This window comes from Novosphingobium sp. FW305-C-30-35, assembly GCF_058783135.1.
In genome coordinates this window covers 2,236,700-2,255,980 of record NZ_JBYSYJ010000001.1, presented here as the reverse complement: position 1 = coordinate 2,255,980, position 19,281 = coordinate 2,236,700, and the positions used below count along the sequence as shown (strand labels likewise).

Below are 19,281 nucleotides of genomic sequence, written 5' to 3'. Positions count from 1 at the left end.
TCCTGTCACAAGAGAACGGCCGCGCCTTCTGGAATTTCAGTCTGTTGCAAAGCGACGGGCGCGTTTCTGCCGCCATCCGGCAAGCCCTTGCCGGTCATCGCCTGCCAGTACCTCGAATGGTGCCGGTTTCCGGCGCCTTCGGGCAATTGGCACGCCCCTTGCTGAAACACCGGCAGAGTTTCGACAGCCAGTGAAGGCAACCCCATGAGCAACTCACTTTTCGGCATTCACGGCGCGGCGCTGGAATTGCGTTCGCTACGCATGGGCCTGCTGACCTCGAACATCGCCAATGCCGCGACGCCCGGCTTCAAGGCCAAGGACATAGACTTCGCAGCTGCGCTCAAGGCCCGCACCGCCGGCATGAGCGAGGACAAGGCGATCGCCTCGGCCACGCGCTTCCGCGTGCCGGTAATGGCGAGCCTTGATGGCAACACGGTGGAGATGGCGACCGAACAGACGGCATTTGCCGAAAATGCCGTGGGATACTCGGCCACGCTCAATTTCCTCAAGGGCCGGGTCGAGACGATCACCCGCGCGATCAAGGGAGAATAAGCCATGGCTGGCAGCACTCCCCTTACCCTGTTCCAGGTCACCGGCCGGGCGATGTCGGCGCAACTCGTGCGGATGAACGCCGCCGCGTCGAATCTCGCGAATGCCGGAACCGTCACCACGACCGAACAAGAGGCCTATCGCCCCCTGCGTCCGGTCTTTGCCGAGCAGCTCGATCAGGCCAATGGCCTTTCGACCGTGCGCGTTGCCGCAGTCCAGCGCTCGGACGCCACGCCCATTCGCCAGCACGATCCGGGCCACCCGCTCGCCGATGCCAATGGCGATGTCTGGACCGCACCGGTCGATGAGAACGCCGAGATGGTCGAGATGCTCGAAAGCTCGCGCCAGTACCAGAACGTGGTCGAGGCGATGCAGACCGCAAAGCAGCTCATGCTCGAAACGATGAGGATGAAATAATGTCGATCGCTTCCGTCACTTCCAGCACCGGCGTCAACGGCGCCACTACCTCCTCGAAAGCCGGCCAAGGCTGGGGCGCAATGGGCGCGGAGGACTTCGTCAAGCTGCTGACCACGCAGTTGCAGAACCAGGACCCGACCGAGCCGGTCGACAATACCCAGATGCTGGCCCAGCTGGCGCAGTTCTCGTCGCTGTCGAACCTCAACGACATGAAGGACTCGCTCGGCACCATTACCGGGCAGTCCGAAACGCTTTCCGCCATCGCGACCAAGCTCGACACGCTGAACAGCACCGTGGCGCAACTACTGGCCAGCCAGCCCACTTCGACCTCGACCAACGCCTAAGCCCCGCAGGAGACGCGCATGTCCTTCTACACCTCGCTCAACGGCCTCAAGAATGCCCAGACCGATCTTGGCGTAATCAGCCACAACATCGCAAATGCCGAAACCACCGGCTTCAAGAAGAGCCGCACCGAGTTTGCCGACATCGTGGTGGGCAGCGCCTTCACCAACCCGAAGCTGGTCGTCGGCATCGGCGCGGCGGTGGAATCGATCAACCAGAACTTCGCGCTCGGTCCGGTCGAGCAGACGGGTTCGGCGCTCGACCTTGCCATCAACGGCGATGGCTTCTTTACCACGAAAAATGTCGTCACCGGCCAGACCTTGTTTACCCGCAACGGCAGCCTGACGGTCGATGGCGCAGGATACATCAGCGATGGCTCGGGCAACCGGCTGCAGGTTTTCCCGACGGATGCAGTGGGCACGATCACCTCGACCACCCCTGCCGATGCGCTGATCCCAGCGACCAACGGAACCGACGCCAACGGCAATCCGATCGAGTTCGCCGGCATCACCGTGGGCGACGATGGGGCCGTGACCGCCTCGTACGCCGATGGTTCCAACGTGATCATCGGCAAGGTCGCTCTGGCCAGCTTCATCGCGCCGCAAGGGCTGAAGCAGGTCGGCTCGTCCAACTGGGTGACGACCGGCATCTCGGGTGCCCCAACGTTTGGCCAGCCCAGCACAGGTCAGTACGGCTCGTTGCTTTCGGGCGCTCTTGAACGCTCGAACGTCGACATCGCCGAAGAACTGGTCAGCCTGATCACCGCGCAGCGCAACTTCCAGGCCAACGCAAAGGCGATCGATACGGCAACGCAGATCTCGCAGACGGTGATCCAGCTGCAAAGCTGATCCTGAACGCTCCCGGAGCCTGACAAATGGACCGCCTGATCTACACCGCCTATTCCGGCATGACCGGTTCGACCGTGCGCCAGCGCGTGATCGCCAGCAACATGGCGAACGCACAGACGATCGGCTTTCGCGCCGAGATGCTGACCGCCACGCCGATGACACTGAAGGGCCCCAGCCTCGAAGCGCGGGCAATGACCGAAGACGAAGTGCGCGGATCGTCGATGGCGCAGGGCACGCTGATCTCCACCGGCAAGCCGCTCGACGTTGCGCTCACCGGCGACACCATGCTTGCACTGCAGGCAGAAGATGGCAGCGAAGCCTATTCGCGGCGCGGCGATCTGTCGGTCAGCGCGGGCGGCGTTCTGGAAAACGGCGATGGCCGACCGGTCATCGGCGAAAACGGGCCGATCACCGTTCCGCTCGGCTCGAAGGTCACGATTTCCCCCGATGGCGGCGTTTCCGTCGCCAATCCCGAGACGCCCGACCAGCCCCCCCAGCTGGTCGGGCGCATCAAGATCGCATCGACCACCGGCAGCAGGATCGAGAAAGGCCTTGATGGCCTGTTCCGCGTCCCGGGCCAGAATGGCCAGCCCGGCATCCTGCCGCAGGACGAAGAGGCCAAGCTGATGGTCGGCAGCCTTGAACAGTCCAATGTCGATCCCACCCGCATCCTTGTCGAGATGGTCGAAGCCCAGCGCCTGTTCGACATGCGCACCAAGGTCGTCGCCCAGGCCAAGGAAGTCGACGAATCCAGCGCATCGCTGATGCGCATTTCCTGATCGCAAAGGTAACCCACGATGCCCAGCTCAGCTCTTCACGTCGCCCGCACCGGTCTCGAGGCACAGGACACGCGGATGCGCGTGATTGCCAACAATCTTGCCAACGTCGGCACCACCGGCTTCAAGCGCGACCGCGCCAACTTCGCCACCCTTGCCTATCAGGACGCGCGCGTGGCGGGCCAGCAATCGTCGAACGAGACCGCCTATGCCACGGGCCTCAACCTCGGCACCGGCGTTGCCGTGCAGGCGACCACCCGCATCGACAGCCAGGGCACGCTGCAAAGCACCAGCAACGCGCTCGACCTTGCGCTCGATGGCGACGGCTACTTTCAGGTGACGATGCCGGGCGGACAGCTGGCCTACACACGCGCCGGAAACTTCTCGCGCTCGGCGGAAGGCGTGCTGGTGACCGCGCAGGGCTATCCGCTCAACCCCGCGATCACCATTCCCGAGGGCGCGAGCGCCATCACCATCGCCAATGACGGCACCGTATCTGCAACCATTGCCGGGCAGAACGAGCCCGCGCAGCTTGGCCAGATCACCGTCGCCAGCTTTGCCAACCCGGGCGGCCTCAGGTCGATGGGTGACAACTTCCTGCAGGAAACCGCAGCCTCGGGCGCGGCACAGGTGGGCGTTCCGGGAGAACTGGGACGCGGCAACATTCGCCAGGGCTACCTTGAGGGTTCGAACGTCAACGTGGTCGAGGAACTGGTCGACATGATCGAATGCCAGCGCGCCTACGAGATCAATTCCAAGATGATCTCGGCCGTCGACGACATGCTCCAGAACGCGAACCAGACTCTGTGACACCGATGCAAACGCCCTTCGATCGCCATTTCACCCCCGAACGCTTCGGCAGCCCTCGCCGCCGCCGAACCGCCCTGCGCGCGCTTCTGGTGGGATCGCTGGTGGCCGCCGCCGTCGTTTTCGGCATGGAGCCGGCCTCTGCCGCCAAGCCCAAGAAAGGCTTCGAGCCGGTGGTCGCGCCGCCTCTGCCGGTCCAGACCGCAGCACCGACCGCTGGTTCGATCTTCAATGCCAGCGCCGGCTACACCGGCTTTGTCGAGGGCCGCCGTGCCCATGCGGTGGGCGATCTGGTCACGGTCATGCTGGTCGAGAACATGACCAGCGCCAAGACGGCCGGATCGAAGACGCAGAAGTCCGGCCAGTTCTCCGTGACACCGCCAACCACCGGCCCGCTGTCGTTCATCAAGCCCAGCGCCCTTAATGCTTCGGGCGGTTCGTCGTTCAATGGTCAGGGCAATGCCTCGCAGACGAGCACGCTTGCCGGCGAGGTTGCGGTGACGATCGCGGAAGTGAGGTCCAATGGCACGGCACTGGTACGCGGTGAAAAGCGCATGATGCTGAGCCAGGGACAGGAATGGGTGCAGTTCTCGGGCATCGTGCGACTTGGTGACATCGATCAGGAGAACCGCATTCTTTCCAGCCAGGTCGCGGATGCGCGGGTTGAATACACCGGCAACGGGTCGGTCGGCCGGGCAAGCCGCGAAGGCTGGCTTTCGAAGTTCTTCAACGCGATTTCGCCCTTCTGAAGGTTGATGCAATGCTGGTCCGGTACATCCTCCCTGTTCTTGCAGCCTTCGCGGCGGCCCTGCCCATGCCCGCCCTGGCCGAGCGTGTGCGCGACCTTGGCGAGTTCCAGGGCGTGCGCGCAAACCAGCTCACCGGCTATGGCGTGGTGGTTGGCCTTGCCGGAACGGGCGACGACAATCTCGAATACCTGACCCAGGCGATGAAGGGCACCGCAGGCCGGTTGGGCGTGCAGCTCCCCGCCGGCATTTCGCCCGGCCTCAAGAACGCCGCCGCCGTGCTGGTGACGGCAGAGCTTCCCGCCTTCGCCAAGCCCGGCCAGCGCATCGACGTGACTGTCTCGACCATCGGCAAGGCCAAGTCGCTGCGCGGGGGTGCGCTGATCCTTGCACCGCTCTATGGTGCGGACGGCCAGATCTACGCGATGGCGCAGGGCAACCTTGCCGTCGGCGGCCTCGGCATTGCCGCCCGCGATGGCTCGCAACTGACCGTCAACGTGCCAACCGTGGGCCGCATCGCCGAAGGGGCCAGTGTAGAGCGGGCCGTCGCTACCGGGTTCGACAGTGGCGAAGTGCTGCGCTGGAACCTGTTCGACGCCGATTTCATGACCGCCCAGCGCGTGCGCGACGCGATCAACGCCCGCTTTCCCCAGTCCGCAACGATCGAGGACGGCGTCACGCTGGCGCTGCGCCTGCCGGCAGGCGCCGACAGCCGCGCGACGACGATGGCGGCGATCGAGATGCTCGAGGTGACGCCTGCCGAAACCGCGGCCAAGGTCATCGTCAACAGCCGCACCGGCACGGTGGTGATCAACAGCGCAGTGCGTCTCTCTCCCGCAGCGATAAGCCACGGCAAGCTGGTGGTGAAGATCGACGAGAAGCCGCAGGTCTCCCAGCCCGCTCCGTTCAGCCGCGGCCAGACGGCCGTGGTCCCCAACAGCCAGATCGACGCGGTCGAGAAGGAGGCCAAGGTTGCCCTGTTCAAGCCTGGTGCCTCGCTCTCTTCATTGGTCGATGCGCTGAACAAGCTCGGCACCAGCCCTTCGGACCTCGTCGCAATCCTCGAAGCGCTCAAGCAGGCAGGCGCACTCAAGGCAGAGATGGTGGTGATATGACCACGATTTCCACATCCGCCGCCAACCTTTCGCTCACGCCTAAGGCGCAGACCGAGCGCGAGAAGCTTTCGGGCGCGGCGAAGCAGTTCGAGGCGATTTTCGTGCGCCAGATGCTGTCCGCCGCGCGCGCCAGCAACTTCGGGGACGATGACGTCTTCGGAAAGATGGATCAGACTTTCGTGCAGATGCGCGACGACCGCTTTGCCGAAATCGCCTCGCAGACCGGCGCGCTCGGCTTTGCCCGGCAGATCGAGAACCACCTTGCCGCGCTCCTGCCCCAAGGCACTACGCCAGAGGGAGGCGCCTAAGCCATGGCATCCGATCTCCTCTCGATCGCTCGCAGCGGCGTCCAGGCTGCCCGCATCGGCCTAGACATCACGGCGCAGAACATCGCCAATGCCTCGTCCACCGGCTATGTCCGGCGTTCGGCCGCGTTCAGCGAAGTGGCTTCGACTGGCGGCGCCTATCGTATTGGCGATCTTTCCCTTTCAGGCGTGCGGCTGACCAGCATCGTGCGCAATGCCGATGCTTTTCGCCAGGCCGAAGTCCGCCGTACCAATTCGGACGTGGCGCGAGCCAGTGCCGAAGTTTCTGGGCTGGAGAACATCGAAGCCGCGATCGAGCAGTCGGGCGTCTATGACGCAATTGTCGGCTTCGAGTCCTCTCTCCAGCAACTGACGCAGAACCCCACGGATACGAGCCTGCGCGCCTCGGTGATCGAGAAGGCGCGCACCATGGCCGGCACGTTCCAGATCGCCTCGCAGGAGTTGGACGCGGCGGCCGACGGTCTGCGCTTTCTGGCCTCGGACGGGGTGACGCAGGTCAACCGCATTGCCCAGGAGCTTGCCCGCACCAACACCCGCCTTGCCCGCGCGTCCGACGCCAGCAGCGACAAGACCGCCCTGCTCGATCAGCGCGACCAATTGCTCGAGGAATTGAGCGGCTTTGCGAACATCTCGACCGAATTCTCGGCCGATGGGCAGGTTGCGATCAAGATCGGCGGGAGCAGCGGGGCGGACCTCGTGACGGGCAACACTGCCGCCACCCTGGGTATGACCACATCTCCAACTGACGGCACCATCAGCTTCACTGTGGGCAGCACGGCGCTGACTCTGGCTGGCGGATCGCTGGCAGGACAGCAACTCGCATTGGCGAAGGGCGCACAGCTCAAGACCGATCTCGACACGCTTGCCGGTGACATCGTTGATGCCTTCAACACCGCCCAGACCGGGGGTCGCGATCTCGACGGCGCGATGGGTGTCGCAATCTTCTCGGGCACGAGCGCCGCGACGATGGCACTCGCTGTCGAGGACGGCCGCAAGATCGCCACCGCTCCTGCCAGCGAGACGACGCCGGGCAGCCGCGATGCGGCAAACCTTACCGCGATCCGCACAGCGCTGGCGGGCGTCAATCCGTCGGGCACGATGGATGCGATCCTGTTCGACGTTTCAGGCACGCTGGCCGGGCGCAACGTGACGTTGGGCGCGCTACAGACGATTGCCGACACCGCGAAAGTTGCCCTCTCTGCGCAATCGGGCGTCGATCTCGATCAGGAAGCGGTCAACCTAGTAAGATTCCAGCAGGCCTTTCAGGCGTCCGGCAAGGTCATGCAGGTATCATCCGACATCTTCGACACCCTTCTGGGAATCAGGTAACCGGCCATGAGCACGATCTTTGGCACATCTACAGCCGCGTTCTTCGAGCGGTCCCTCATGGACCTTACTGCCTTGCGCAAGCAGGCCGAGGACACGCAGGCCGAGATGTCGACCGGAGAACGCCTGCAGCGCTCCTCCGACGACCCGGTCGCCGCCTCGCGGCTGCGCCAGCTCGCCCGCGCAGGGGTTTTCGACGACATCGACACCGCCGCGACCAACCGCGCCACGACTGACCTGACGCTGACCGACACCGCGCTGTCGCAGTTCGCCAGCATCGTCACCCGCCTGCAGGAGTTGACGACGCAGGCCGCGAACTCGACCGTCAACGACAGCCAGCGCGCGGGCATCGGCGAGGAAATAGCGCAATTGCGGGGCAGCCTCGTCGCACTGGCCAATTCGCGGGATGGCAATGGCAACGCCCTGTTCGGTGGCGAAAGTGCGGCCGATGCCTACACCCTCGATGCTTCGGGCAACGCCACGTATGCCGGCACCAGCGCGGCAGGGACCATCTCTATCGGCGGCGGTCAATCTGTCGCGCGGGGGGTGACAGGACCCGAGTTCCTGCAGTTCCAGTCAGGAGGCGGAACGGTTGACCTGCTGGCAATGACCAAGGCCCTGGCGGACGACCTGAAATCCGGTGCCGGTGGCGTGGCCACGGCCAATGCCGCCCTCACCGCCCTGGGTGATGGCCTCAATGCAATCACCACGGCGCAGACCGTGGTCGGATCGCGGCTCAACTGGATCGACCTCAACACCGAGCGCCGCACCACGCTTTCCGAGATGCGCACCACCGAACAAACCGAGGTCGGCGGCGCGGACCTGACCGAATCCATCGCCCGCCTGCAGAACACCATGCTGGTGCTGCAGGCCAGCCAGGCGAGCTTTGCCAAGCTCGCCAACCTTTCGCTGTTCAGCGTGCTGAACTGAGCGCGCAAGCTCACCGGGAACCTGTTTCATGTTCGTGATTGTCGGCATCGTCATCCTGCTCGCCATGGTTTTCGGCGGCTTCGCCATCACTGGCGGTGACCTTGGACCGGTCCTGCATGCACTTCCCCACGAGATGCTCATCATCGGCGGGGCCGCCGTCGGCGCGCTCGTCACTGGAAACTCGATGCACGAACTCAAAGGCATCGGCGCTGGCTTCACCAAGACCTTCAAGGGCCCCAAGCACAACAAGCAGGATCACGTAGACGTTATCGTGCTGTGCACCAAACTGATGAAGATCTTGCGCAGCGATGGACCGGTCGCGCTTGAAAGCCATGTCACCGATCCGAAGAACTCTCCGATCTTCGCCGAGTATCCCCGCCTACTGGCCAACCCTGCCCTGACTTCGCTGATCTGCGACACGCTGACCTTGATCGTCGTATCTTCGGGCACGCTGGAAGTGCATGCGGTGGAGGAGGTGATGGATCATGCGATGAAGACGCATTTCCATGAGGAGCACGAAGCCCAGCACGCCATCCAGGGCTTGGCGGATGCGCTGCCGGCGCTGGGCATCGTCGCGGCAGTGCTCGGCGTGGTGAAGACCATGGGATCGATCGACAAGCCGCCGGCCATTCTCGGCGCGATGATCGGTTCGGCGCTCGTCGGCACGTTCCTCGGCATTCTGCTCGCCTACGGGATGGTTGGCCCGATCGCAGGCCGGCTCAAGCAGGTGCTCGAGCAGGACGAGATGATTTTCCAGGCGGTAAAGCAGGTCATCATCGCCAGCCTCCACGGCTGGCCGCAACCCCTCGTCGTCGAAAGCGCGCGCTCCGGTCTGGGGCATGCCTTCCGCCCGGGACTTTCCGAACTGCTCGACGCGATGCGCGGCCGCTAAGGAGCCCTGCACGTGGCCAAGGCACCGACCAAGGGGAAGAATGAACCCCCGAAGCCCATCATCGTCAAGAAGATCACCATCGTTGCCGGTGGGCATCACGGCGGCGCCTGGAAAGTGGCCTATGCCGACTTCGTGACCGCGATGATGGCGTTCTTCCTGCTGATGTGGCTGCTGGGCGCAACCACCGAAAAGCAGCGCAAGGGCATTGCCGACTACTTCACTCCTACACTCGTCAAGATGCGGCAGGGAAGTGCCGGCGGGTATGGCGTACTCGGCGGATCATCGCTGACCGATGTCGACGACTATCCGCATCGCGCCGGCCAGACCGGCAACAAGACCCTGTCGGTGCCCCGCGATGCCACAGGCGGCCCCAAGGAGGGCGGCAGCAAGATCAAGCGCTCCCAGGTGATGAAGGAACGTATCGCCCAGAAGCTCGCGCAATCCGAAAAGCTCAAGAAGCTGGCCCGGCAGGTTCGCATGACCGAGACTCCCGAAGGCGTCCGCCTGGATCTGGTGGACGATGCGGATTTCTCGATGTTCCTGCTGGGCACGACCGTGCTGACGCCTGACGCCGCCGAACTTCTCCGCGCGATCGGCCAGGCCATCGCGCCCGACCCGACCCAGCTGACGATCCGCGGCCACACGGACTCCCTGCCGTGGAAGAACGGCGTGGCCAACAACTGGTCGCTGTCAGCCGGTCGCGCCGAAACGACACGCCAGACATTGATGCGCCAGGGCATTGCCGAGCCCCGCTTCCGCCGGATCGAGGGCGTTGCCGACCGCGAACCGCTGGTGCAGAACAATCCGGCCGACCCGCGCAATCGGCGTATGTCGATTTTGATTACCGGCTGATTAAGCAACAAACTGACACCATCATGAAATATTGGTGAAAGTTCCGGTTGCAAGTGCAACTGCTTCACTGCAGCTTCCTGTCATTGCGGGGTGCGTCGTGCGCAAGCCACGAACCGCAACGCCCAAAGGACAGGGAGTTCAATCCAGATGCGCAAGTTTGCAGCTTTGGCCACCGTATCGGCGGTGGCATTGGCCGGAATCGTTTTTGCCGCCGCGGGGGGCGGGAAGGTCACGGGTTCGGGAGCGGTGCTGCTGCCCGCAACGTCGGGTTCTATTGCCGCAGTTTCAGCCCGGCCCACTGCAGCGGCAGTCGCCGGATCGGCCATCCCCGACAGCTGGATCTGTGTCTTCAAGAAGGGCAGCGTCGCGCCGGGTGCCGAGCAGGCCGAGGCCAGCAAGGTCACCGGCAAGGCTGGCGGCAAGATCGGGCATGTCTACCGTTACGCACTGCAGGGCTTCTCGATCAATCTGCCAGCGCAAGGTGCCGCAGCCGTCGCCAAGCACAACCCGAACATCGAGTATTGCGAGGCCGACCAGGTCGCCACCGTGATCGACCCGATCAATGCGTTGGCGAAGCCGGGCGGCGGCGGCGGTTCAACCACCGAGACGACGCCCGCAGGCATCACGCGAGTTGGTGGTGGAGCGGCTTATGCCGGCTCCGGACGGGCATTCGTGATCGATAGCGGCATCTTCCTAACGCATCCCGATCTGAACGTCGACACCGCCCTCAGCCGCAACTTCGTGGCGCGCGAAACCTCGCCGAATGACCTGAACGGCCATGGTACGCACGTAGCCGGTACGATTGCCGCCAAGCTCAATGGCGCCGGCGTCGTCGGCGTAGCAGCCGGGGCAAAGGTCGTCGCGGTGCGCGTGCTCGATCGCCGTGGCAGCGGTGCCTATTCCGATGTCATCGCTGGAGTCGATTACGTCGCCTCGGTGGGCCAGGCGGGCGACGTCGCCAACATGAGCCTTGGCGGACCAGTATCCGACGCACTCGACACGGCAGTGATCAACGCCTCCAACAGCAGCAAGGTCATCTTTGCCCTTGCCGCCGGTAACGAAACCGATGATGCCAACAATCACTCGCCCGCGCGCGCCGATGGCCCGTATATCTACACCGTGGCGGCGGTGAACAGCTCGGACACATTTGCCAGCTTCTCGAACTACTCCGTGATCAACGATCCGGTGGACTTTGCCGAACCGGGCGTGTCGATCCTCTCGACGTGGCTCAACGGCGGCTACAACACGATCTCCGGCACATCCATGGCGACACCGCACCTTGCCGGTCTTGTCCTCATCGGTGGCCCGCGCAGCGACGGGCGCCTGTCCACCGCAGCGCCGAATGGCGTCGGGTTCCCGATCGGCGTGAAATGATCACGGCGCCTTGCTGAAACGTCGAAGGGCGGCCCCGCAAGGAGCCGCCCTTCTTCTTTACCGGGGAACGCACGAAGGCCCGGCGGCCTGGGATGGGCCGCCGGGCTTGTGATCACGCCTGGTGGAGACAGGCGGAGGTCATGGCTTAGCGCAGCAGCGACAGCACGTTCTGCTGGCTCTGGTTGGCCTGGGCGATCATCGCGGTCGATGCCTGCGAAAGGATCTGGGCCTTGGCCATCTGCGTCGTTTCGGTCGAGTAGTCGGTGTCCTGAATGCGCGAACGGGCGTCCGACAGGTTGGTGATGTTGTCGTTGAGGTTGTTCACCACCGATTCAAGGCGGTTCATGCCGGCACCGAGCGTTGCACGGGCGCTCGAAATCGAGTCCAGCTCGGTGTCAAGCGTGCCGAGGAGCGTGTTCGCCGCCGTTGCGCTGGACACGTCGTACGACCCTGCAGCACCGCCGTTCGCCGAAAGGGTGGTGAGGTCTGCCATGGTCAGGTCGACGGTGTCAGAACCGTTCGCACCAGTCTGAACGGTCACGGTCGCTTGCGAGCCGTCGAACAGCTGAGTGCCATTGAACTTGGTGTTGTCGATGATCTGGCCGATCTGCGCGGTCAGTTCGTCAACTTCCGTCTGCATGTAGGCACGGTCCGTGGCGTCCTGATACGTGCCCGAAGCCGACTGCACGGCCAGTTCGCGGACACGCTGGAGCATGTTCGAAACTTCGTTCAGCGCGCCTTCCGCGGTCTGTGCCAGCGAGATGCCGTCGTTCGAGTTGCGAACGCCCTGGTTCATGCCCTTGATCTGGGCAGTCATGCTGGTGGCAATTGCCAGACCGGCCGCGTCGTCCTTGGCGCCGTTGATGCGCTTGCCGGTCGACAGTCGCTCCATCGCCTGGCCAAGCATCTTGTTGGCCGTGTTGGAGGAGTTCGTCGCCTTCAAGGCGCTGATGTTTGTATTGATAACCGCCATTTTCCATTCTCCGGTAGGGTGGTGTGTCGTTCCCGAAAGGACCGCCGGGTCAGAGGATCGACACGGCTGTCGGGACTAAGACCGGCAAATGGCAGCCGGTTTTAAGTTGCCGCCCGGCAAAAGAATGCCGGACTTACGTAGTCGCCCTTAGGGTTACCCGTCCCCTTAAAGTTTCAACCTGTTTGTCGGTCCCGCGCGAAAGAAGGTCACAGACAGGATGGTTAACAGGGGTCTTGAAATGATTCGCGATTGCGGGGCACTGCAGTTCACCGAAGCGGCGGCGAAAGCCCACGCAGCGCTTGTCCAGCGCGCAGCTTCGGTGCTTTCGAGCTACGGTGCGGAAGGACAGTCGATGCTGGCTGATGCCTTCGAGGACGCGAAGCTCCCGCCGCGCAAGCAGGTGGTGCTGCTGGAGCGTTCGGCTATGCCAGCGATCGAGCGCCAGCCCGGCAGCCGGACGGCGACCCTGCGATACACCGATGGGGCGGGCGAGGCTGCGCTGTCGGCACTGCTGGCCTGCGCCGCGAAGCCAGGCGCGCCCATTGCCGCCGATCCTGAAAGCCTGTCTGTCCTTGCCTTGGCCGAACGCATCGCCGCCACCGACATCCCCGTCCTGATCAACGGCCCGACCGGCACTGGCAAGGAAGTGCTGAGCCGCTTCATTCACGAACACTCGGCCCGCGCCGACAAGCCGTTCATCGCCATCAATTGCGCCGCCATGCCCGAAGCCATGCTCGAGGCGCTGCTGTTCGGCCACCAGAAGGGCGCGTTCACCGGCGCGAATGCAGCCAGCGAAGGCTTCTTCCGCGCGGCTGACGGTGGCACGCTGCTCCTCGACGAGATCGCCGAGATGCCGCTGACGCTGCAGGCCAAGCTGCTGCGCGCGCTGCAGGAAGGCGAAGTGGTGCCGCTGGGGGCAACGCAGCCGGTAAAGGTGGACGTGCGGGTAATCGCCTGCGCCAACCGCGATCTGCCGCTGGAAGTCGAGGAAGGCCGCTTCCGCGCCGATCTCTATTACCGCCTAAACGTCTTCCCGCTGGCCCTGCGCGCTCTGTGTGAGCGGCCCGACGATATCGCGCCGCTCGCCTTCGCGATGGCGATGCGCCATTCGCAGGTCGCTCCCTGGATTTCCGACGAAGCGCTGGCGATGTTGGCGGCGCATAGCTGGCCCGGCAACGTGCGCGAACTCGAGAACGTGATGCGTCGCGCTCTGGTGCTTGCAGGGAACGCTTCCGTGATCGAGCCGAACCATATCGTGTTCGATCGCCCTGCCCGCCTGATCAACGAACCGGTTGCGGTTCCTGCCGCGGCCGATGCCAAGCTTTCCAACATCGTGCAGATGTCCGAAGCCCGCGCGATCCTTTCGACGCTCGAGGCCTGCAACGGCAGCCGCGTTGCCGCTGCCCGCCAGCTCGGCATTTCCGAACGCACCTTGCGCTATCGCCTCGCCAGCTTCCGTGAGGCCGGGATTGAAGTGAACGGCCGGTCAGTGGACGGTAGAGCCGTCGGTGGCAGGCGATGAGCGTTTCCGGCATCGGCGGCCGGGCTTCCGGCATCCAGGACATCATGGCGCTGCGCCAGCAGATCATGGAGCGCTCGCAGCTGCTCCAGCAGGTCAAGTCACCCGAAGCGACGCAGGGTGCACAAGGACCACAGGCCAGCACCGGCCCGGCTGGTAGCTTTACCGAGAGCCTCAAGGGTGCGCTCGATAACGTCAACGCCAGCCAGCAGAAGGCAAGTGCGATCAGCGAAGCCTATGAAAAAGGCGAAGTGGTCGACGTGGCCAAGGTGATGCTGGCGCGGCAGGAAGCTGGGGTTGCCTTCGAGGCCACGCTGCAGGTGCGCAACAAGCTGCTGAACGCCTACCAGGACATCATGCGGATGGGAGTGTGATTGAATGGCTGACCTCGTTCCCGCCTCTGGCCTTGCCACGCCAGCTCCATCCACTTTCGGCGTCCTGACCGATCCCGCAGCCGGAAGCTTCGGCACGCGGGCCAAGGCGTTTCTGGCGCAGCCGCCCGTGAGGCGCACCCTTCCGTGGTTCGCCGGCGTTTCCGCAGCCGGCCTGACCGGCGTGCTGTGGCTGACCATGGCGCCCGCACCGCAGCGCATGCTCTACAGCCAGCTTTCCGACAGCGAGCGGTCCGAAGTTACCGCCAGCCTCGAAAAGGCCAACATCGCCTACCAGATCGACAACGCAACCGGTGCGATCACTGTGGGCGAGGACGACCTTTACAGGGCGCGCATGGCCGCCGCATCGGATGGCGCGATCGCGACGCCCGAAACCGGAACGCAGATGCTCGACAAGCTGCCGATGGGCGCGAGCCGGGGGCTTGAGGGCCAGCGCCTGCAGGCCGCGCGCGAGCGCGAGCTTGAGCTGACGATCATGGAGATCGACGGCGTGGAGGCCGTGCGCGTCCATCTCGCCGAACCGGAAAAGTCGGTCTTCGTGCGCGAGAACGTGCCGCCATCGGCCTCGGTCATGGTCAAATTGAAGCGCGGTCGCCAGCTTTCCGAAAGCCAGGTCCGCGCGATCGTCAACCTGGTCGCGGGTTCCGTGCCCGGGCTTTCGATAGACGCGGTGCGGGTCGTTGACCAGCACGGCGCATTGCTGTCCGACCCGTCCGGCCCCGATGGCGACCGGCTCGAACTCCAGCAGCGCATGGAGGAGAAGCTTCGCCAGCAGGTCGCGCAACTGCTCACGCCGATGCTGGGCGAAGGGAACTTCTCGTCCGAGATCCAGCTCGATCTCGACATGGACCAGGTGACGTCGGCGCGCGAAAGCTATGACAAGCAAGGCGTCGTCCGGCAGGAAACGCAAAGCGCCTCGCAGCAGACCGGCGCCGGCACTGCCCAGGGCGTGCCCGGCGTCACCGCCAACACGCCGCCCCCTGCCACGACTGCCCAGCCCGGCGCCCCGCAAGGAACGCCCGCGGCTGCGGCAACCCCCGGCGCCAACGGCGAATCCAGTTCCTCGCGCACCTATGAACTCGGCCGCGAGGTTGCGGTATCGAACCAGACCCCCGGCAAGATCAAGCGCCTGTCCGTCGCTGTCGCGCTGAGCGCCGAGACCATGGCCAAGGCAAAGCCGCAGGACATCGAGCAGATCAAGCAGCTGGTCAGCGCTGCGGTCGGCGCCGACCCCGCCCGCGGCGATCAGGTTGCCGTGGCCGTCCGTGCCTTCAAGCCCGCAGACGTTGCCCCCGCACCGTTCTGGGAAACGCCGTGGTTCGCCACGATCCTGCGCAATGCCGTGGCGCTGATCGCGGTCCTGCTTGTCCTGCTGCTCGGCGTCCGTCCGTTGATCAAGGCGCTGAAGAAGGAACCCGCGCCGGCCGAAGTGAAGGTTGCAAAGAAGCGCAAGAAAGGTGAAGCGACGGGCGACGAGGACGAGGACGCCAGAGAGGCCGAAGAAGGGGCGATCGAGGCTGTCACCGCTGATGAAGTCGCACAGGCAATCCAGCCCGCGCAAGATCCCGAAACGGGCGTCGTCGATGCCGAGGCACTGGCCCGGCAGGTCAGCCTTGCCCAGCGGCTTGTCGTCGAAAAGCCCGACAGTGCGCTGGTTGCCCTCAAGCAGATGCTGAAAGAGCCTGAAGAGGAAGGTGCCAGCGCATGAGCGATCTGATGGAAGCCCCCGCCATTTCCGATCCCGAACGCGCAGCCGTCATGGTCATGCTGCTGGAGGACGATCAGGCCGCGCAGATCCTCGCGCAGCTGGAGCCCGCAGAACTTCGCCTGCTGGGCGAAAAGATGTGTGCGCTGGGCGAGATCGGCCCGGTTGCGATCGCACAGGCGATTGCCGGCTTTGTCGAGAAGACCGAGCGGCTTGGCCTGATCGCGCACGATCGCGTCGGACAAGTGCGCTCGCTCATGACTCGCGCCGTGGGCGAGATAAAGGCAGACAGCCTGATGCAGCGCATCCTGCCTGACGACCCCTCGCGCACGCCCAGCATCGAGCTTGCCAGATGGCTGACTCCGCAAGTGATCGTGCCTCTGATCCGTGACGAGCATCCCCAGGCGATTGCCGTGCTGCTGGTTCAGCTGGATCCGGAAGTGGCCGCGGCTGTCCTGCATGGCTTGCCCGACGAGGTGCAACCGCAGGTCGTCCACCGCATCGCCACGCTCGGACCGGTTGCACCCGAAGCCATCGCGATGCTCGAGGAAATGCTCCACCAGCGTATCGGCGAACGGCACGGCCAGGGCGCCTTTGCCATGGGCGGGCCGCGCGAAGCGGCCGACATCATCAACGCCTCGGTCCGAGCGGTCGAAAAGCGCGTCATGCCCGAGATTGCCAAGCAGGATCGCCAGCTTGCCAAGGCTATCGAAAACGAAATGTTCAAGTTCGAGCACCTCTTCGCGCTCGACGACAAGTCGATGGGAGCACTGCTGCGCGAGGTAGACAGCGATGCGCTGATCGCCGCGCTCAAGGGCATCCCCGAAGAGCAGCGCGAATGCTTCTTCCGCGCCATGTCGAGCCGTGCTGCGGACGGCGTGCGCGACGAGATTGCCGCGCGTGGCCGGATGAAGATGGCCGAAGTGATCGAGGCGCAAAAGGCCATGGTCACGGCAGCCCGCCGTCTCTCGGCCGAAGGCGTGATCGTGTTCGGCGCGGGCGACGACGACTATGTCTGACAGCTTGCGGGCGATCTCGCTGGCGGACCTTGGGCAAGTGCCCACAGGTTTCGCGCGTGATCGCCGCTTCTTCCGCGAATTTGCAGCGCCCGAACCGGAACCTGTCATGGTGCCGGTGGAAGACGAGCGCGAGCTGCACGAACCTATCGCGGAGGCGTGGGCCGATGGCTATGCCAAGGGTCTGGGCGAGGCGCAGGAAGCCGCCGCGCAGCTCATTGCCGAACAGGAAGCAGCGCGTCAGAAGATCGAATTCGCGCTCGGCAAGCTCGATGTGGCGATGCAGACCGAACTGCAAGACCGACTGCGCGAGACGGTGATCGCCTTGTGCGAGGCTGCCATTGCGCCTGCGGCCCTTGACCCCGACGCGCTGACCCGCCGGGTCGAGGCAGCCGCCACCATGCTCGCCCGCGCCGAAGACCAGCGCGTGATACGGCTCCATCCCGAAGACCTTGCCCTGATTGCCGCGCGATTGCCGGAAGACTGGCACTTCGAACCCGACGCTTCGCTCGAACGCGGCGCTCTGCGCGTGGAAGGCGCGACCGGCGGAGTCGAGGATGGACCTGAACAATGGCGCCGGGCCATCCATGAGGCGCTCCGCCAATGCTGATGGGACCCACTTTCTCCGTGCTCGACCGGGCGCTGGATTCCCTGGCACTGTGCGAACCCGACTTCACGCCTGCGCGCTATGGCTTGCTGGCCGCGTGTGATGGCGGAATGCTTGAAGTGTCGGGGCTGTCGGTCCCCATTGGCACGCAATGCCGCATCGCTCATGGGTCGGGATCGCTGACGGCAGAGACCATCGGCTTCCGCAATGGTCGTACCTTGATGATGCTTCTGGGCGATCCGGTGTTGCTGCGCCCCGGCGCCAGGGTAAGGCCCGAAGGCCGCCCCGGGATGGTGCCGGTAGGCGAGGCTTTTCTCGGCCGCGCGATCGATGGCGAGGGCAAGCCGATTGATGGCAAGGGGCCGATCCACAACCGCCGCGAATGGCCGGCAGGCGGCATTCGGGCCGCCGCGCTCGACCGCTCGCCAGTGCGCGAGAGCTTCGATACCGGCGTGCGCGCGCTCAATGCGCTGACGACCTTCGGCATCGGCCAGCGTATCGGCATCATGGCGGGATCAGGCGTCGGCAAGTCGGTGCTGCTCGACATGATCGCGCATGGCGCCGAGGCCGAGATCGTCATCGTCGGCCTGATTGGCGAACGTGCACGAGAAGTCTCCGACTTCGTCGAGCGGCACATGCAGGGCTCCAAGCGCGAACGCTCCGTCGTTGTCGCGGTCCCTGCCGACCATGCGCCCAACTTGCGCATACGCGGCGCGATGATGGCGACGGCGCTCGCCGAATACTTTCGAGCCCAAGGCAAGCGCGTGCTGCTGATCATGGACAGCCTGACGCGTGTGGCCCACGCGGGCCGTGAAATCGCGCTGCTGCTGGGCGAACCGGGCGCGGCGCGCGGCTATCCGCCCTCGGCCCTCGCGACGATCACCAAGCTGGTCGAACGCGCCGGCAATTCGGCGGAAAGCGGCGGGTCGGTGACGGGGCTCTACACGGTCCTTGCCGATGGCGACAACCAGGACGATCCGGTGGTCGACACCGCGCGTTCGATCCTCGACGGACACATCGTGCTCTCGCGCGATCTGGCGCAGCGTGGGCAATACCCGGCCATCGACATTGCGGCATCCTTGAGCCGCGTGATGAACGACATCACTGCACCCGAGCACCAGCGCGCCGCCCGCACCTTCCGTGCGCTTGTGGCAAGTTACGAGGCCAACCGCGATCTGGTCCTGATGGGCGCCTATCGCAGCGGGGCCGATCCCCAGCTCGACAGGGCCATCGCCATGCATGAGGCGCTGACCGGGTTCATCAGCCAGCCGCAGCGTGAAGTCGTGTCGATGGCGGCAAGCGTCGCCGCGCTCAGCCAGCTGATCGGTGCATGAAGGCTGAGCGCGAGCGTCTGGCGCGCCTGAAACGGCTTGAGCGCATCCGGGACATCGCCCGCCAGACCGCGCTCGCCGAAGCGGGCAAGGCCGAGGGCACGCTGGCGCAGTTGCAGGGGCTGGCAGACAGGACTCAACGTCTTTCGACGGAGTACGCCGCCCGCACCGATGCGCGCGACGCGCACGGGTTGCAGCAATTGCGGCAGTTCGTGGCCGGACTCGACCGGATCACGTCGGGCACACGCGCCGATGCCGATGCTGCGCGCAGGATCGCCGATGCCAAGGCGCAGGAGGCCGCCGCCGCAGAACGTCGGCGCGCCGCCGTGGAAGAGCGCGCCGAGGCGCAGGAGCGTCTGATCGCGCGCAAGGTGGCATCCGCAACAACACCTACTACCGGCAAAAGGCAATCTGGCACGGGTCTTGAATAAACACGGT

Annotated in this window: 22 protein-coding genes; 21 read left to right on the top strand and 1 reads right to left on the bottom strand. The window is 64.8% G+C overall.

The genetic code is table 11. From position 1 onward, the window contains the following. The first annotated feature begins 204 nt into the window (after window positions 1-204). From flgB to AC3WLM_RS11065, 14 genes are all read left to right on the top strand, one after another. The gene (gene flgB / locus AC3WLM_RS11130; protein WP_492477384.1) at window positions 205-552 is read left to right on the top strand and encodes a flagellar basal body rod protein FlgB; all 348 of its coding nucleotides are present in this window, start codon (window positions 205-207) and stop codon (window positions 550-552) included. Window positions 553-555: 3 nt separating this feature from the next. After that, window positions 556-966 carry a flagellar basal body rod protein FlgC gene (flgC, locus tag AC3WLM_RS11125; RefSeq protein ID WP_039336154.1) on the top strand — a complete coding sequence of 137 codons (411 nt, stop codon included), beginning with the start codon at window positions 556-558 and terminating at the stop codon, window positions 964-966. Then, on the top strand, window positions 966-1,310 hold the full coding sequence (locus AC3WLM_RS11120) for a flagellar hook assembly protein FlgD (RefSeq protein ID WP_039336156.1): 345 nt from the start codon (window positions 966-968) through the stop codon (window positions 1,308-1,310). Before flgC ends, AC3WLM_RS11120 begins: the two co-directional genes overlap by 1 nt. Before the next feature lie 18 nt (window positions 1,311-1,328). Next, the gene (locus AC3WLM_RS11115) at window positions 1,329-2,156 is read left to right on the top strand and encodes a flagellar hook-basal body complex protein (RefSeq protein ID WP_039336157.1); all 828 of its coding nucleotides are present in this window, start codon (window positions 1,329-1,331) and stop codon (window positions 2,154-2,156) included. Between the two features lie 26 nt (window positions 2,157-2,182). Next, entirely contained in the window at window positions 2,183-2,935 is a 753-nt protein-coding gene (locus AC3WLM_RS11110; protein ID WP_492477383.1) for a flagellar basal body rod protein FlgF, read from the top strand. Window positions 2,936-2,953: 18 nt separating this feature from the next. Continuing rightward, window positions 2,954-3,742, top strand: a complete 789-nt coding sequence (gene flgG / locus AC3WLM_RS11105; protein ID WP_039336161.1) for a flagellar basal-body rod protein FlgG — start codon at window positions 2,954-2,956, stop codon at window positions 3,740-3,742. A 5-nt stretch (window positions 3,743-3,747) separates the two neighbouring features. Further along, a complete protein-coding gene (locus AC3WLM_RS11100; protein WP_492477382.1) occupies window positions 3,748-4,488 on the top strand; it encodes a flagellar basal body L-ring protein FlgH in 741 nt (246 codons plus the stop codon). A gap of 11 nt (window positions 4,489-4,499) precedes the next feature. After that, window positions 4,500-5,600 (top strand): flagellar basal body P-ring protein FlgI, encoded by a 1,101-nt coding sequence (locus AC3WLM_RS11095; protein WP_039336163.1) that lies wholly within the window; start codon window positions 4,500-4,502, stop codon window positions 5,598-5,600. Next, window positions 5,597-5,908, top strand: a complete 312-nt coding sequence (locus AC3WLM_RS11090; protein WP_039336165.1) for a hypothetical protein — start codon at window positions 5,597-5,599, stop codon at window positions 5,906-5,908. Before AC3WLM_RS11095 ends, AC3WLM_RS11090 begins: the two co-directional genes overlap by 4 nt. Window positions 5,909-5,911: 3 nt before the next feature. Continuing rightward, on the top strand, window positions 5,912-7,255 hold the full coding sequence (gene flgK, locus AC3WLM_RS11085; protein ID WP_193827652.1) for a flagellar hook-associated protein FlgK: 1,344 nt from the start codon (window positions 5,912-5,914) through the stop codon (window positions 7,253-7,255). A gap of 6 nt (window positions 7,256-7,261) precedes the next feature. Continuing rightward, window positions 7,262-8,182, top strand: a complete 921-nt coding sequence (locus tag AC3WLM_RS11080; RefSeq protein ID WP_492477381.1) for a flagellin N-terminal helical domain-containing protein — start codon at window positions 7,262-7,264, stop codon at window positions 8,180-8,182. 28 nt (window positions 8,183-8,210) lie between these two features. Continuing rightward, entirely contained in the window at window positions 8,211-9,074 is an 864-nt protein-coding gene (gene motA / locus AC3WLM_RS11075) for a flagellar motor stator protein MotA (RefSeq protein ID WP_039336172.1), read from the top strand. 12 nt (window positions 9,075-9,086) lie between these two features. Then, entirely contained in the window at window positions 9,087-9,926 is an 840-nt protein-coding gene (locus AC3WLM_RS11070) for a flagellar motor protein MotB (RefSeq protein WP_193827650.1), read from the top strand. Between the two features lie 147 nt (window positions 9,927-10,073). Beyond that, window positions 10,074-11,300, top strand: coding sequence for a S8 family serine peptidase (locus tag AC3WLM_RS11065; RefSeq protein WP_492477380.1), 1,227 nt, complete (start codon window positions 10,074-10,076; stop codon window positions 11,298-11,300). 145 nt (window positions 11,301-11,445) lie between these two features. Here the strand turns inward: AC3WLM_RS11065 and AC3WLM_RS11060 are convergent, their stop codons facing one another. Beyond that, window positions 11,446-12,273 carry a flagellin N-terminal helical domain-containing protein gene (locus AC3WLM_RS11060; protein WP_039336176.1) on the bottom strand — a complete coding sequence of 276 codons (828 nt, stop codon included), beginning with the start codon at window positions 12,271-12,273 and terminating at the stop codon, window positions 11,446-11,448. 238 nt (window positions 12,274-12,511) lie between these two features. Here AC3WLM_RS11060 and AC3WLM_RS11055 point away from each other — a divergent pair, with 238 nt between their 5' ends. From AC3WLM_RS11055 to AC3WLM_RS11025, 7 genes are read left to right on the top strand one after another with little or no spacing between them, the layout of a single operon-like run. Continuing rightward, window positions 12,512-13,795, top strand: coding sequence for a sigma-54 interaction domain-containing protein (locus tag AC3WLM_RS11055; RefSeq protein ID WP_492477379.1), 1,284 nt, complete (start codon window positions 12,512-12,514; stop codon window positions 13,793-13,795). After that, window positions 13,792-14,166: a flagellar hook-basal body complex protein FliE gene (gene fliE, locus AC3WLM_RS11050; RefSeq protein WP_039336180.1), complete on the top strand. Its 375-nt coding sequence runs from the start codon at window positions 13,792-13,794 to the stop codon at window positions 14,164-14,166. The genes AC3WLM_RS11055 and fliE overlap by 4 nt, the downstream gene beginning before the upstream one ends. 4 nt (window positions 14,167-14,170) lie before the next feature. Next, complete coding sequence (gene fliF, locus AC3WLM_RS11045; RefSeq protein WP_492477378.1) at window positions 14,171-15,892, top strand: flagellar basal-body MS-ring/collar protein FliF; 1,722 nt, start codon at window positions 14,171-14,173, stop codon at window positions 15,890-15,892. Then, complete coding sequence (gene fliG / locus AC3WLM_RS11040) at window positions 15,889-16,908, top strand: flagellar motor switch protein FliG (RefSeq protein ID WP_062345849.1); 1,020 nt, start codon at window positions 15,889-15,891, stop codon at window positions 16,906-16,908. The genes fliF and fliG overlap by 4 nt, the downstream gene beginning before the upstream one ends. Then, entirely contained in the window at window positions 16,901-17,515 is a 615-nt protein-coding gene (locus AC3WLM_RS11035; protein WP_492477377.1) for a FliH/SctL family protein, read from the top strand. The genes fliG and AC3WLM_RS11035 overlap by 8 nt, the downstream gene beginning before the upstream one ends. Further along, the gene (locus AC3WLM_RS11030; protein ID WP_174544611.1) at window positions 17,509-18,846 is read left to right on the top strand and encodes a FliI/YscN family ATPase; all 1,338 of its coding nucleotides are present in this window, start codon (window positions 17,509-17,511) and stop codon (window positions 18,844-18,846) included. The genes AC3WLM_RS11035 and AC3WLM_RS11030 overlap by 7 nt, the downstream gene beginning before the upstream one ends. Beyond that, the gene (locus tag AC3WLM_RS11025) at window positions 18,843-19,274 is read left to right on the top strand and encodes a hypothetical protein (protein WP_039336183.1); all 432 of its coding nucleotides are present in this window, start codon (window positions 18,843-18,845) and stop codon (window positions 19,272-19,274) included. Before AC3WLM_RS11030 ends, AC3WLM_RS11025 begins: the two co-directional genes overlap by 4 nt. Window positions 19,275-19,281: the final 7 nt, after the last annotated feature.